Raw genomic sequence first — 13,274 nt, 5'->3', positions numbered from 1 at the left:
TGTTGTGGCGAGCAGGCTTGTCCTGCGTTGGGCTGCGAAGCGGCCCCAAACCCAGACGCTGAGTACTTTCAGGAAAATTGCAGTGCCTTTACTGGGGCTGCTTCGCAGCCCAACGCAGGACAAGCCTGCTCGCCACAGGAGAAATGGGATGCCTCTAAAAGTTGTGTAGATACCTATGCTGCGATAGCGGTGTGTCAGCCCCAGCTATGGCACTGATCCGCCGGCATCGCAGGCAAGCCAGCTCCCACCTTTGCGCGGTGTGCAGTCCATTAAATGGGGCGTAACCGCAGGATTTGCGCGCCGTCGAACGGGTCCGTGAGGTAATGCGCCTGCACCCCGAATGTTTCCTGTAGCCGCTGCGGCGTCAGCACCTCCAGCGGCGTGCCCAATGCCACCAGGCAGCCGCGATCCAGTACCGCCAAGCGATCACAGGTCAGCGCCTGGTTCAGGTCATGCAGCGCAATCAGCGTGGTCACCGGCAGCGCCTGCACACCTTTCAAAATCGCCAGTTGATGTTGGATATCCAGGTGATTGGTCGGCTCATCCAGCAACAAGATCTGCGGTCGTTGCGCCAATGCGCGGGCGATGTGCACGCGTTGGCGCTCGCCGCCAGAGAGGCTGCGCCAGGCGCGTTGGCTCAGGTGGGTGGCATCGACGTCGTGCAGCGCCTGGCGCACGATGGCATCGTCTTCGGCAGACCACGGGCTCAGCGCCGACAGCCAGGGCGTGCGGCCCAGCGCCACGGCATCGAACACGCGGATGGCATCGTCGGTATCAGCCTGCTGCTCCACCACCGCCAGGTGTTGCGCAACAAGGCGACGGGGCAGTTTGGTCAGGCGCTGGCCGCCCAGTAACACCTCGCCGGACGCAGGCACACGCAAACCGGCGAGCAATTTAAGCAGGGTGGATTTGCCCGAGCCGTTCGGCCCGACAATGCCCAAGGTTTCACCTGGCTGAACTTCAAGATCAATGTCGCGCAGCAAATGCGCTTCACGCACCTTGAAGCCCAGGCCGGTGCAACTGAGTACCGTCATCGCGCATTCCTCCGGCCAATCAGGATCAATGCAAAGACTGGCGCGCCGACCAAGGCAGTGACCACACCGACGGGAATCACCTGGCCTTTGATCAAGGTGCGCGACAGCACATCAGCAGCGATCAGAAACAACGCGCCACCCAGCGCACTGGCGGGCAGCAACCGCGAATGCCCGGTGCCCAGCAGCAGGCGCACGGCGTGGGGAATCACCAGCCCGACAAAACCGATGGAGCCGACAATCGACACCATCACCGCCGTCACCAGCGCCGCGCAACCGACAAGCACAAATTGCACACGGCGCACTGGAATACCCAACGAAGCCGCCGAGTCGGTGCCAAAGGTAAACGCATCCAGCGCACGCCGATGCCACAAGCACACCGCCAGGCCTGCGACCGCCACCGGCACCGCCAGCCACACCGACGGCCAGCGCACGCCGCTGAGGTTGCCCAGCAGCCAGAACATGATGCCGCGCGCCTGTTCGGAACTGGCGGACTTGGTGATTAGGAACGCGGTGAGGGCATTGAACAGCTGCGAACCGGCGATGCCGGCGAGGATGATCTGGCCGGTGCCGCTGACTGAGCCGCTGGCCCGTGCCAGCAATATCACCAACGCAAACGCCGCCATCGCGCCGACAAACGCGCCCGCCGACAGCGAAATCAGCCCACCGCCCACACCCATCAATGCCACCAACACTGCACCGGTCGAGGCGCCCGCGCTGATGCCCAGCAGGTACGGATCGGCCAACGGGTTGCGCAACAGCGACTGCAGGATCACCCCGCAGGTGGCCAGCCCGGCGCCACACGCGGCGGCAACCAGCGCCCGTGTCAGGCGGTAGTTCCACACCACGCCTTCATCGATCGGGTCGAGCACGTAACCGGCGGCCCAGAGTTTGTTGGCCAGCACCTGCAAGACCACTTGCGGTTCGATGGCGGTTTCGCCGATGGCGGTGCCGGCGAGCACGGCCATCAGCAACACGGCGAGGGCGAGTAGGGTGCGCATCATTTCGACAGGTCGTAGCCGTCGATGGCACCGGCCAGTTGTTCCAGGCCATCGAACATGCGCAGGCTGGCCTGCAACGCCAGGGCATCAATAATGAGGATGCGGTTGTTTTTCACCGCGTCCATGTTGCGGGTCACCGGGTCGCTGCGCAGGAAGGCAAGTTTCTTTTCATGGTCGTCGGCCGGGTAGCGACGGCGGTCCATGCGCGCGATCACCAGGAAGGTCGGGTTGGCCTTGGCGATGGTCTCCCAACCGACGGCGGGCCATTCTTCGTCGGACTGCACCACGTTGTGCAGGCCGAGGGTTTGCAGCATCAATTCGGGAATGCCCTTGTGGCCGGCCACATACGGGTCGGCGGCCATTTCGCTGCTGGAAAACCACACCAGTGCGCTGGCGTGCTCGAGGCCTTTGCCTTGCGCGGTGGCGACGGACTTGGCCAGGCGGGCCTTGAGTTCGTCATTCAACTGTTGGCCGCGCGCTTGCACGTCGAAAATCTCAGCCAACTGGCTGATGCTTTTATAAATCGTGTCGATGCGAAACGGCTCCAGCCGCGTGCCATCGGCGCCCACCAGGTTGTCCTTGCCTTCGCAGTCGGAGGGCAGCACGTAGGTGGGAATCTTCAGTTCGTGGAATTGCTCGCGGGTACCGACCACGCCTTGCGGGCCGACCACCCATTCCAGCTCGGCTGCCACCAGTTGTGGGCGTTTGGCGATCACAGCTTCGAAGCTCGGCTCGTTGTCGGCCAGGCGCTCGATCTTGTCGTTTTGCGCTTTGAACTGCGGTAATACGCTGTTGAACCACAGCGAAGTGCCGACCACTTTGTCCGCTACGCCCAGAGCGTAAAGCATCTCGGTGGCGGCCTGGCCGATGGTCACGCTGCGTGCCGGGGCTTGTTGGAAGGTGACGCTGCTGCCGCAGTTTTCCACCGTGAGCGGGTAGTGAGTCGGCGTGGCGTGGGCCAGGGCACAAAAGCCCAGGCCGGTGATCAGGGCGCAAACGCGTAGCAGCATGGGGCAATCTCCGAGTGAACCGTACGGGAAACAGGGCAGGTACGGCTCGGAAACACACCTTTGAACGCTGCAGGTTTGCAGGGCGCGGATGTCCTTCCCGGACACCCCGCCGGTGAGTGATAACGCTGGGCCGGCAGGTCTCCTGACTGATGCGTCGTCGCCTCGCTCCGGCCTTCCCGGACGTGGTCCAGTGGCAATGGGGAGCAGGCTCGGCACCTACAGTTGCGGGGGCAGTTTCGATTGGCGCGATGGGCCGCGCTTCGAATTCCCTATTAGTCCCGTTTGGGAACCGGCGCGGTATGGTAGTCGATTGCGGGGTGCGGGGGGAATTGGCGCCATTCCTGCGAAGAATAAGAGCTATGCCTTGGGCCTGCCTACTGCTCGCCGGTTCAGTTGGGGACGCCTGCGCTTTTGAAGGCCTGGAGAAGGTGACCATGCCTACCAACCGAGTAACGCGCGAGCAAGTGCTGGAAGCGAGTAAAGGCAAGCTGCAAAAGCAGTGGGGAACGTGACGGTCGACTAATCGATAAGCACCGCAGATCAAAGGTGGGAGCTGGCTTGCCTGCGATGGCAGTGGGTCAGCCAAGGAGTTGTCACTGATGCACCGCTATCGCAGCATAGGTATCTAAACAACTTTTTAAAGCAGCCTATTTCTCCTGTGGTGTCTGGGTTTGGGGCCGCTTCGCGGCCCAACGCAGGACAAGCCTGCTCGCCACAACAGCCCACTGGCCACTAACCGGTTGTGTAGTTACCTATGGTTATCGCAGGCAAGCCAGCTCCCACAGTTGAAGGGTGTTGCCGGTTTTATTTGCGATCCAGCCACACGGTCTGTGCGTTGCAGAATTCACGCACACCAAAGTGCGACAGTTCGCGGCCAAACCCACTCTTTTTCACGCCGCCAAACGCCACGCGTGGGTCTGACACGCTGAACGAGTTGACGAATACTGCGCCGGTTTCCAGTTGGTTGGTGATATCCCGTGCCTTCGCCGAGTCGGTGGTGAAGATACTGGCGGTCAAGCCGAACTCGCTGTCGTTGGCCAGGGCCACGGCGTGGTCAGCATCGCGGGCGGTGATGATCGAGGCCACGGGGCCGAACAGTTCCTGTTTGAACGAGGTCATCTGGTCGGTGACGTTGGCCAGTACGGTCGGCTCATAGTAGTTGCCGGCGCCGGGCACTTTATTGCCGCCCAGCAGCAGGGTCGCGCCTTCTTCCAGGGTGGCTTGGACTTGGCCATGCAGCTCGTCGCGCAGGTCGAAACGGGCCATCGGGCCGACGTAAGTGTGGGTCGAGGTCGGGTCGCCCATTACCAGCGCGCGGCTGGCCTGAAGGAATTTGGCTGTGAAAGCTTCCACCACACCTGCTTCGATGATCAGGCGCTTGGCGGCGGCGCAGACCTGGCCGCTGTTCTGGAAGCGCCCGATCACGGCGGCCTGCACGGCGGCATCAAGGTCGGCGTCGTTAAGCACGATAAACGGGTCGGAGCCGCCCAATTCCAGCACGCATTTTTTCAGCGCTGCACCGGCTTGGGAGCCGATGGCGATACCGGCGCGCACGCTGCCAGTGAGGGTGACGGCGGCGATGCGTGGGTCGGCGATGGCCTTGGATACGCCGTCGTTGGTCACGTTGACCACTTCAAAAATACCTTCGGCAAAACCGGCTTTCTGGAACGCCTGCTGGATCAGGTAGGCGCTGCCCATCACATTCGGCGCGTGTTTGAGCACGTAGGTGTTACCGGCCAGCAAGGTCGGCACGGCGCCGCGCAGTACTTGCCACACCGGGAAGTTCCACGGCATGACGGCGAAGATCAGGCCCAGCGGACGATATTCGATCTGCGCGCTGCCGTTGTCCACCAGGGTCGGTTCCGGTGCGAGCATGGCTGGGCCTTGGGCGGCGTACCACTCGCTGAGCTGTGCACATTTTTCGATTTCGGCGCGGGCCTGGGCGATGGGTTTGCCCATTTCCAGGGTGATCATCTGGGCCATGTCTTCGGCTTGCTCGCGCAATGCACCGGCCAGGGCCAGCAGCAGTTCAGCGCGTTGGCTCACCGGCTGGCGGCGCCAGCTGCGGAAAGCGTCAGTGGCGCGGTCTAGGGCGGCGTCCAGTTGCGCCGCGGTTTCGTAGGGGTAGTTGGCGACCATTTCGCCATTGGCGGGGTTGATCGACAAGGCGTGGGTCTGGTGAGTAATAGCGTTCATGGCACCGTCCGGCTGAATGAGTGGAATGGGGTCAGCCTACGGGGATGCATGTTTTCTGGAAACTGAATAATATTAAGTGATACGTTCTCGAATTGAGAATGGATGTTGGATTTTGGACGCGGAGCGTCCTTGGCGGCATTCCCACGCAGAGCGTGGGAACGCTCACATACGTTCACGATTGGAGAATGACTTGGATCTGGTGCAGCTGGAAATCTTCAAGGCCGTTGCCGAGCAAGGCAGCATCAGCGCCGCCGCGCAGTTGATTCATCGCGTGCCGTCGAACCTGACCACACGCATCAAGCAACTGGAGCAGGATTTGGGCGTGGAGTTGTTTATCCGTGAGAAAAGCCGCCTGCGCCTGTCACCAGCCGGCTGGAATTTCCTCGGTTATGCGCGGCGCATTCTTGATTTGGTGCAGGAGGCCCGCGCAACCGTGGCCGGGGAGGAGCCTCAGGGCGCGTTTGCGCTTGGCTCGCTGGAGAGTACGGCGGCTGTACGCATTCCGGCGCTATTGGCGGCGTATAACCAGAAACACACCAAGGTCGAGCTGGACCTGAGCACCGGGCCGTCGGGCACGATGATCGAGGGTGTGCTGTCGGGGCGCCTGGCGGCGGCGTTTGTCGATGGGCCAGTGCTGCATGCCACGCTGGAAGGCGTGGCGGTGTTTGAAGAGGAGATGGTGGTGATTGCGCCGCTGCACCATGCGCCGATCACGCGGGGCCAGGATGTGGCCGGGGAGAGCATCTACACCTTTCGCTCCAATTGCTCCTATCGCCATCACTTCGAGCGCTGGTTTTCACAGGATGGCGCGGTGCCGGGCAAGATTTTCGAAATGGAGTCGTACCACGGCATGCTCGCCTGCGTCAGCGCCGGGGCCGGCCTGGCGCTGATGCCGCGCAGCATGCTGGAGAGCATGCCGGGGTTTACGACGGTGAGTGTGTGGCCGTTGACCGACGCGTTTCGCCTGCTCAATACCTGGCTGATCTGGCGCCGGGGTACGGTGTCGCAGAGTTTGAACAGCTTTGTGAAGTTGCTGGAGGAACGCGGTCTGCAGGCGAAGTAGAGCCAGTGTGGGAGCAGGCAAGCCAGCTCCCACATTTTGATCGTGTTTTTAACCGCCAAATTGCAGGGTGCCCATGGCCAGCTTGGCCATCAGTGCCGTGGCGCCCAGCTGCACCAGCCACAAGGCCAACCCACCCAGAAACACACCCAGCGCCACTTGCAGCACCAGACTTTTCTGGCGCTTGGCTTGCGGCGCGCGCGGGGTGTAGTCATGCAGTTCGTCGCGGTCGGCGCGCAGGTCCAGGTCGTCGTTTCTCATAGGGCTCTCACAGCAAAGGGGCGATCAGGGTTCAGTCTAGTGGGTTCGCCAATAAAAAGGGGGAAGCCATCGGCTTCCCCCTTCGTACGACGCTGGCAGGTTTATAGAACCTGAACAATCGCTTTAGTGACCGCACCAATGTTCGACTGGTTCAGCGCGGCCACGCAGATGCGGCCGGTGTCGAGCGCGTAGATACCAAACTCGGTGCGCAGGCGGGTGACTTGCTCAACGGTCAGGCCGGAGTAGGAGAACATCCCACGCTGGCGGCCGACGAAGCTGAAGTCGTGGCCCGGTGCAGCCTTGGCCAGTTCGGCGACCATCTGCTCGCGCATGCCGCGGATGCGCAGGCGCATCTCGGCCAGTTCGGCTTCCCACTGGGCACGCAGCTCAGGGTTGTTCAGCACCGCAGCCACGATCGCCGCGCCGTGGGTCGGCGGGTTGGAGTAGTTGGTGCGGATAACGCGTTTGACCTGGGACAGGATGCGCGCGCTTTCTTCCTTGGATTCGCTGACGATCGACAGCGCGCCCACGCGTTCGCCGTACAGCGAGAACGACTTGGAGAACGAGCTGGAGACAAAGAAGGTCAGGCCCGATTCAGCAAACAGGCGCACAGCAGCGGCGTCTTCGTGGATGCCGTCGCCAAAGCCCTGGTAGGCCATGTCGAGGAACGGCACCAGGTTCTTGGCCTTGATGACCTCCAGCACGTTTTGCCAGTCGGCCGGGCTCAGGTCAACGCCGGTCGGGTTGTGGCAGCAGGCGTGCAGCACCACGATGGACTGTGGCGGCAGGGCGTTGAGGTCTTCGAGCAGGCCGGCACGGTTGACGTCATGGGTGGCGGCGTCGTAGTAGCGGTAGGTCTGCACCGGGAAGCCGGCTTTTTCGAACAGGGCCTGGTGGTTTTCCCAGCTCGGGTCGCTGATAGCGACGACGGCGTTGGGCAGCAGTTGCTTGAGGAAGTCCGCGCCGATTTTAAGCGCGCCGGTGCCGCCGACCGCTTGGGCGGTGATCACACGGCCGGCGCTCAGCAGTGGCGACTCAGCGCCGAACAGCAGCTTTTGCACGGCCTGGTCGTACGCCACGATACCGTCGATCGGCAGGTAGCCACGGGCGGCGTGTTGCGCCACGCGAATGGCTTCCGCTTCGGCAACGGCACGCAAGAGTGGAATCTTCCCCTCCTCGTTGCAGTAAACGCCCACGCCAAGGTTGACCTTGGTGGTTCGTGTATCGGCGTTAAATGCTTCGTTGAGGCCCAGGATTGGATCGCGTGGTGCCATTTCGACAGCGGAGAACAGGCTCATTTTTGCGGCAGCTCTATGGGGGAATGGAGGGACGTGTCGCGCTCCAGCCGAATGCACTAGAGCGGTGCACAAACGGGGAGCTAGTATAGAGGCCATCCAGGCTCAGGGCGACAACCGAAACGGCTTTTAAGCCAAGTTTTTCGGTTTATTTGCCCACCGTTAGTCTTATTGCAATATTGATCAGCGACGGCAGGTAGGACGATTGCCTTGAAACCCGTCACATTCGCCACCACTTCTACAGCTATCATGGTTTTTTCCTGCAACCTGCGAAGACTATTCGCGGGTTGCTGAGCTATTTCGTCCCTGGCGGTTTCGAGTCTGGGGTGACTTCACGAGGTACGTTATGTCGGATTTCCAGCTCGTCACCCGTTTTGAACCCGCCGGCGACCAACCCGAAGCCATTCGCCAGATGGTCGAAGGCATCGAAGCCGGCCTGGCGCACCAGACGCTGCTCGGGGTGACCGGTTCAGGCAAGACCTTCAGCATCGCCAACGTGATCGCGCAGATCAACCGCCCGACTCTGGTGCTGGCGCCGAACAAAACCCTGGCCGCGCAGTTGTACGGTGAGTTCAAGGCGTTCTTCCCGAACAACGCGGTGGAGTACTTCGTCTCCTACTACGACTACTACCAGCCCGAAGCCTATGTGCCGTCGTCCGACACCTTTATCGAGAAGGATGCGTCGATCAACGACCATATCGAGCAGATGCGGTTGTCGGCGACCAAGGCGTTGCTGGAGCGCAAGGACGCAATCATCGTCACCACGGTGTCGTGCATCTACGGCCTGGGCAGCCCGGAAACCTATTTGAAAATGGTGCTGCACGTCGATCGCGGCGACAAACTCGACCAGCGCGAACTGCTGCGCCGCCTGACAAGCCTTCAGTACACCCGCAACGACATGGATTTTGCCCGTGCCACCTTCCGTGTGCGTGGCGATGTGATCGACATTTACCCGGCCGAATCCGACCTGGAAGCGATCCGCATTGAGCTGTTCGACGATGAAGTCGAGAGCCTGTCGGCCTTCGACCCGTTGACCGGCGAGGTGATCCGCAAACTGCCGCGCTTCACCTTCTATCCGAAAAGCCACTACGTGACGCCGCGGGAAACCCTGATGGGGGCGATCGAAGGCATCAAGGCCGAACTGGTAGAGCGTCTGGAATACCTGCGCGCCAACAACAAGCTGGTGGAAGCCCAGCGCCTGGAGCAGCGCACCCGCTTCGATTTGGAGATGATCCTGGAGCTGGGCTACTGCAACGGCATCGAAAACTACTCGCGCTACCTGTCGGGGCGCGAAGCCGGCGCCGCGCCGCCGACGCTCTATGATTATTTGCCCGACGACGCGCTGCTGGTGATCGACGAATCCCACGTCAGCGTGCCGCAGGTCGGCGCCATGTATAAGGGCGACCGTTCGCGTAAAGAGACGTTGGTGGAATACGGCTTCCGTCTGCCATCGGCACTGGATAACCGGCCGATGCGTTTTGACGAGTGGGAGGCCATCAGCCCGCAGACCATCTTCGTGTCTGCAACCCCAGGCAACTATGAAGCCGAACATGCCGGCCGTGTGATTGAGCAGTTGGTGCGGCCGACCGGGCTGGTGGACCCGCAGATTGAAATCCGCCCGGCGCTGACCCAGGTCGATGATTTGCTCTCGGAAATCACCAAGCGCGTGGCCCTGGAAGAGCGCGTACTGGTCACCACGCTGACCAAACGCATGTCCGAAGACTTGACCGATTACCTGGCCGACCACGGCGTGCGTGTGCGTTATTTGCACTCGGACATCGACACCGTGGAGCGCGTGGAGATCATCCGCGACTTGCGCCTGGGTGTGTTTGACGTGCTGGTGGGCATTAACTTGCTGCGCGAAGGCCTGGACATGCCGGAGGTTTCGCTGGTGGCGATTCTGGATGCGGACAAGGAAGGCTTCCTGCGTTCCGAGCGCTCGTTGATCCAGACCATTGGCCGTGCCGCGCGTAACCTCAATGGTCGCGCGATTCTGTATGCCGACCGCATCACCGGCTCCATGGAGCGGGCGATTGGCGAAACCGAGCGCCGTCGGGACAAGCAGATCGCTTTCAACCTGGAGCATGGCATTACCCCGAAGGGCGTGTTCAAGGACGTCGCCGACATCATGGAAGGCGCCACCGTGCCGGGCTCGCGCAGCAAGAAGCGCAAGGGCATGGCCAAGGCGGCCGAGGAGAGCGCCAAGTACGAGAACGAACTGCGCTCGCCGAGTGAGATCACCAAGCGGATTCGGCAGTTGGAAGAGAAGATGTACCAGTTGGCGCGCGATCTTGAGTTTGAGGCGGCGGCGCAGACGCGCGATGAGATCGGCAAGTTGCGGGAGCGGTTGTTGGCTGTTTGATTTTTCGCTGGCCGGTCTGGCCTCATCGCGGGCAAGCCCGGCTCCCACAGTTGATGTGTGAACACAGTCAAAATGTGGGAGCTGGCTTGCCTGCGATAGCGACACCGCGGTCTGCCAGAACCCCCCGCGCTGGTGTTACCATTCGCCCCTTGTTTCAATTTTCAGTTTTATCGCCCATTCGAGACCTGCCATGACCACCGTCCGCACGCGCATTGCGCCATCGCCTACTGGGGATCCCCACGTCGGTACTGCCTACATCGCCCTGTTCAACTACTGCTTTGCCAAGCAGCACGGCGGTGAATTCATCCTGCGGATCGAAGACACCGACCAGGTGCGCTCCACCCGTGAGTCGGAGCAGCAGATTTTCGATGCCTTGCGCTGGTTGGGGATTACCTGGGCCGAAGGCCCGGACGTCGGCGGCCCGCACGGCCCGTATCGTCAGAGCGAGCGCAGCGACATCTACAAGCAGTACACCCAGCAACTGGTCGACATGGGCCACGCCTTCCCGTGCTTCTGCACCGCCGAAGAACTCGACCAGATGCGTGCCGAGCAACAGGCCCGTGGTGAAACCCCGCGTTACGACGGCCGCGCGCTGCTGCTGTCCAAGGAAGAAGTGGCCCGGCGCCTGGCCGCCGGCGAGCCGCACGTGATCCGCATGAAAGTGCCGAGCGAAGGCGTGTGCGTGGTGCCGGACATGCTGCGCGGTGACGTCGAGATCCCGTGGGACCGCATGGACATGCAAGTGCTGATGAAGACCGACGGCCTGCCGACGTACTTCCTGGCCAACGTGGTCGACGACCACCTGATGGGCATCACCCACGTGCTGCGCGGCGAAGAATGGCTGCCGTCGGCGCCTAAACTGATTCTGCTGTACGAGTACTTCGGTTGGGAGCAACCGCAGCTGTGCTACATGCCGCTGTTGCGTAACCCGGACAAGAGCAAGTTGTCCAAGCGCAAGAACCCGACCTCCGTCACGTTCTATGAGCGCATGGGCTTTATGCCTGAGGCGATGCTCAACTACCTGGGCCGCATGGGCTGGTCGATGCCGGACGAGCGCGAGAAGTTCTCGCTGCAGGAAATGGTCGACCACTTCGACCTGTCGCGCGTTTCCCTCGGCGGGCCGATCTTCGATATCGAGAAGCTGTCGTGGCTCAACGGCCAGTGGCTGCGTGATTTGCCGGTGGAAGAGTTTGCCAGCCGTGTGCAGCAGTGGGCGCTGAACCCCGAGTACATGATGAAGATCGCGCCGCTGGTGCAGGGCAGGGTAGAGACGTTCAGTCAGGTCGCACCATTGGCCAGCTTCTTCTTCGCCGGTGGCGTGAACCCGGACGCCAAGCTGTTTGAGTCCAAGAAGCTCTCCGGTGATCAGGTTCGCCAGTTGATGCAGTTGATCCTGTGGAAGCTCGAAAGCCTGCGCCAGTGGGAGAAAGATGCCATCACCGCGACAATCCAGGCAGTGGTGGAATCGTTGGAATTGAAATTGCGCGATGCCATGCCGCTGATGTTTGCCGCGATCACCGGGCAGGCCAGTTCGGTGTCGGTGCTCGATGCGATGGAAATTCTCGGCCCGGACCTTACGCGTTTCCGTCTGCGCCAAGCCCTTGATTTGCTTGGGGGTGTGTCGAAGAAAGAAAACAAAGAGTGGGAAAAGCTGCTGGGCGCTATCGCTTAAGCAGGCTGTTGTTACGACGAAACCCCGGTTTTCCGGGGTTTCGCCGGTAAGTGATTGTTATCCCGGCAAAAAAGTTTGGAAATTGTTGAAAATAAATTTGACACACTTCCAAACCGCCATTAAGATTCGCCCCGTCCTCACCGATGAGGGGCTATAGCTCAGCTGGGAGAGCGCTTGCATGGCATGCAAGAGGTCAACGGTTCGATCCCGTTTAGCTCCACCAATTTACAGGTTCAAGGTCTGGCCACACCGTCCTTGAATTGATCAGAACTCAGCTCTGATCGGTTGTACAGAAGGTTTTGTCCCCTTCGTCTAGTGGCCTAGGACACCGCCCTTTCACGGCGGTAACAGGGGTTCGAGTCCCCTAGGGGACGCCAGTTTCAACAAGCAGCTCGAAAGGTCTGCTGCGTCGCGAGACGAAAAATCCGGGGCTATAGCTCAGCTGGGAGAGCGCTTGCATGGCATGCAAGAGGTCAACGGTTCGATCCCGTTTAGCTCCACCAATTTACAGGTTCAAGGTTCTGGCCACACCGTCCTTGAATCGATCAGTTCTCAGCGCTGATCAGTGTATAGAAGGTTTGTGTCCCCTTCGTCTAGTGGCCTAGGACACCGCCCTTTCACGGCGGTAACAGGGGTTCGAGTCCCCTAGGGGACGCCACGATTACCCGCTCTGCGGGATTTTTAAGGGTCATTCAATTATTGAATGGCCCTTTTGTTTGTCTGGCGTTTGGCCAATTCTCTCCTCAGTGCCCCTTATTCTGTCCTGACCAGCGGTCACGCCTGTCGCTTGCTAAATATTATTATGGTAATAATATTCAACCCATGAGAGACGGAGGCACTGATGAGCGATAAAAAAGCGCAAACCCGCGAACGCATTTTGCAGGCTGCCAGCGCGGCGTTGATCCAGCGCGGCCCGGCTGAGCCGAGTGTCGGCGAAGTCATGGGCGCAGCCGGGCTCACGGTCGGCGGTTTCTACGCGCACTTTGAAAGCAAGGACGCGCTGATGCTGGAGGCCTTCACCCAGTTGCTGGCTCGGCGGCGTGCGTCGATCGACGACATGGACGCGCAACTGACCGGTGAGGAGCGCAGAAGCCTGGTGGCGGCGTTCTACCTGTCGCGCAAGCACCGCGACTCCACCGACCACGCCTGCCCGATCCCCGCCACCGTGGGCGAGATGAGCCGCCTGCCGGACGAGTTCCGCCTGGCGCTCAACGAGCACACCGAATTGATGGCCGCCCAACTGGCCGCCAGCCCCGAAGACACCGACAAGGCCCTGGCCGACATGGCCTTGATGATCGGCGGCCTGGCGCTGGCTCGTGCGCTTGGCCCAGGTGAATTGTCCGACCGCGTGTTGCGCGCCGCCAAGTCGGCAGTGCGTTAAAGAGG

General features: G+C 61.2%; 10 protein-coding genes, 4 tRNA genes and 1 riboswitch. Of the genes, 8 read left to right on the top strand and 6 right to left on the bottom strand.

Annotated elements, in window-relative coordinates:
- Positions 1-269: 269 nt before the first annotated feature.
- From HU759_RS20530 to HU759_RS20515, 4 genes are all read right to left on the bottom strand, one after another.
- Complete coding sequence (locus tag HU759_RS20530) at positions 270-1,034, bottom strand: ABC transporter ATP-binding protein (RefSeq protein WP_169988604.1); 765 nt, start codon at positions 1,032-1,034, stop codon at positions 270-272.
- The gene (locus HU759_RS20525; RefSeq protein ID WP_017138720.1) at positions 1,031-2,035 is read right to left on the bottom strand and encodes an iron ABC transporter permease; all 1,005 of its coding nucleotides are present in this window, start codon (positions 2,033-2,035) and stop codon (positions 1,031-1,033) included. The genes HU759_RS20530 and HU759_RS20525 overlap by 4 nt, the downstream gene beginning before the upstream one ends.
- A complete protein-coding gene (locus HU759_RS20520) occupies positions 2,032-3,042 on the bottom strand; it encodes an ABC transporter substrate-binding protein (protein ID WP_186617557.1) in 1,011 nt (336 codons plus the stop codon). Before HU759_RS20520 ends, HU759_RS20525 begins: the two co-directional genes overlap by 4 nt.
- 114 nt (positions 3,043-3,156) lie before the next feature.
- A riboswitch (cobalamin riboswitch) is annotated at positions 3,157-3,351 on the bottom strand.
- A gap of 495 nt (positions 3,352-3,846) precedes the next feature.
- The gene (locus tag HU759_RS20515; protein ID WP_186617558.1) at positions 3,847-5,238 is read right to left on the bottom strand and encodes an aldehyde dehydrogenase family protein; all 1,392 of its coding nucleotides are present in this window, start codon (positions 5,236-5,238) and stop codon (positions 3,847-3,849) included.
- Positions 5,239-5,428: 190 nt separating this feature from the next.
- Between HU759_RS20515 and HU759_RS20510 the strand changes: the two genes are divergently transcribed.
- Positions 5,429-6,301, top strand: a complete 873-nt coding sequence (locus HU759_RS20510) for a LysR family transcriptional regulator (protein ID WP_176991845.1) — start codon at positions 5,429-5,431, stop codon at positions 6,299-6,301.
- Positions 6,302-6,349: 48 nt separating this feature from the next.
- Here the strand turns inward: HU759_RS20510 and HU759_RS20505 are convergent, their stop codons facing one another.
- Both HU759_RS20505 and HU759_RS20500 read right to left on the bottom strand, forming a co-directional pair.
- Entirely contained in the window at positions 6,350-6,559 is a 210-nt protein-coding gene (locus tag HU759_RS20505; RefSeq protein WP_049712317.1) for a hypothetical protein, read from the bottom strand.
- Between the two features lie 101 nt (positions 6,560-6,660).
- Complete coding sequence (locus tag HU759_RS20500; protein ID WP_058420170.1) at positions 6,661-7,857, bottom strand: amino acid aminotransferase; 1,197 nt, start codon at positions 7,855-7,857, stop codon at positions 6,661-6,663.
- Positions 7,858-8,200: 343 nt separating this feature from the next.
- Here HU759_RS20500 and uvrB point away from each other — a divergent pair, with 343 nt between their 5' ends.
- The 7 genes from uvrB (at position 8,201) to HU759_RS20465 (ending at position 13,269) form a co-directional block, all read left to right on the top strand.
- Complete coding sequence (gene uvrB / locus HU759_RS20495; RefSeq protein WP_099548995.1) at positions 8,201-10,216, top strand: excinuclease ABC subunit UvrB; 2,016 nt, start codon at positions 8,201-8,203, stop codon at positions 10,214-10,216.
- A 190-nt stretch (positions 10,217-10,406) separates the two neighbouring features.
- Positions 10,407-11,888 (top strand): glutamate--tRNA ligase, encoded by a 1,482-nt coding sequence (gene gltX, locus HU759_RS20490; protein WP_017138727.1) that lies wholly within the window; start codon positions 10,407-10,409, stop codon positions 11,886-11,888.
- Positions 11,889-12,035: 147 nt separating this feature from the next.
- Positions 12,036-12,111, top strand: a tRNA-Ala gene (locus HU759_RS20485).
- Positions 12,112-12,189: 78 nt separating this feature from the next.
- Positions 12,190-12,265 (top strand) — tRNA-Glu (locus HU759_RS20480).
- Positions 12,266-12,315: 50 nt separating this feature from the next.
- Positions 12,316-12,391 (top strand) — tRNA-Ala (locus HU759_RS20475).
- A gap of 79 nt (positions 12,392-12,470) precedes the next feature.
- Positions 12,471-12,546 (top strand) — tRNA-Glu (locus HU759_RS20470).
- Between the two features lie 183 nt (positions 12,547-12,729).
- Positions 12,730-13,269 (top strand): TetR/AcrR family transcriptional regulator, encoded by a 540-nt coding sequence (locus HU759_RS20465; RefSeq protein WP_017138728.1) that lies wholly within the window; start codon positions 12,730-12,732, stop codon positions 13,267-13,269.
- Positions 13,270-13,274 lie beyond the last annotated feature (5 nt).

This window comes from Pseudomonas sp. OE 28.3 (assembly GCF_014268205.2).
Classification (GTDB): domain Bacteria; phylum Pseudomonadota; class Gammaproteobacteria; order Pseudomonadales; family Pseudomonadaceae; genus Aquipseudomonas; species Aquipseudomonas edaphica.
This window is presented reverse-complemented; position numbering and strand designations above follow the sequence as displayed.

Excerpts from the sequence above, each read along its gene's own strand:
- HU759_RS20505 (WP_049712317.1), bottom strand. The coding sequence starts at position 6,559 with ATGAGAAACGACGACCTGGACCTGCGCGCCGACCGCGACGAACTGCAT.
- HU759_RS20465 (WP_017138728.1), top strand. The coding sequence starts at position 12,730 with ATGAGCGATAAAAAAGCGCAAACCCGCGAACGCATTTTGCAGGCTGCC.
- HU759_RS20530 (WP_169988604.1), bottom strand. The coding sequence starts at position 1,034 with ATGACGGTACTCAGTTGCACCGGCCTGGGCTTCAAGGTGCGTGAAGCG.
- uvrB (WP_099548995.1), top strand. The coding sequence starts at position 8,201 with ATGTCGGATTTCCAGCTCGTCACCCGTTTTGAACCCGCCGGCGACCAA.
- HU759_RS20525 (WP_017138720.1), bottom strand. The coding sequence starts at position 2,035 with ATGATGCGCACCCTACTCGCCCTCGCCGTGTTGCTGATGGCCGTGCTC.
- gltX (WP_017138727.1), top strand. The coding sequence starts at position 10,407 with ATGACCACCGTCCGCACGCGCATTGCGCCATCGCCTACTGGGGATCCC.
- HU759_RS20515 (WP_186617558.1), bottom strand. The coding sequence starts at position 5,238 with ATGAACGCTATTACTCACCAGACCCACGCCTTGTCGATCAACCCCGCC.
- HU759_RS20500 (WP_058420170.1), bottom strand. The coding sequence starts at position 7,857 with ATGAGCCTGTTCTCCGCTGTCGAAATGGCACCACGCGATCCAATCCTG.
- HU759_RS20520 (WP_186617557.1), bottom strand. The coding sequence starts at position 3,042 with ATGCTGCTACGCGTTTGCGCCCTGATCACCGGCCTGGGCTTTTGTGCC.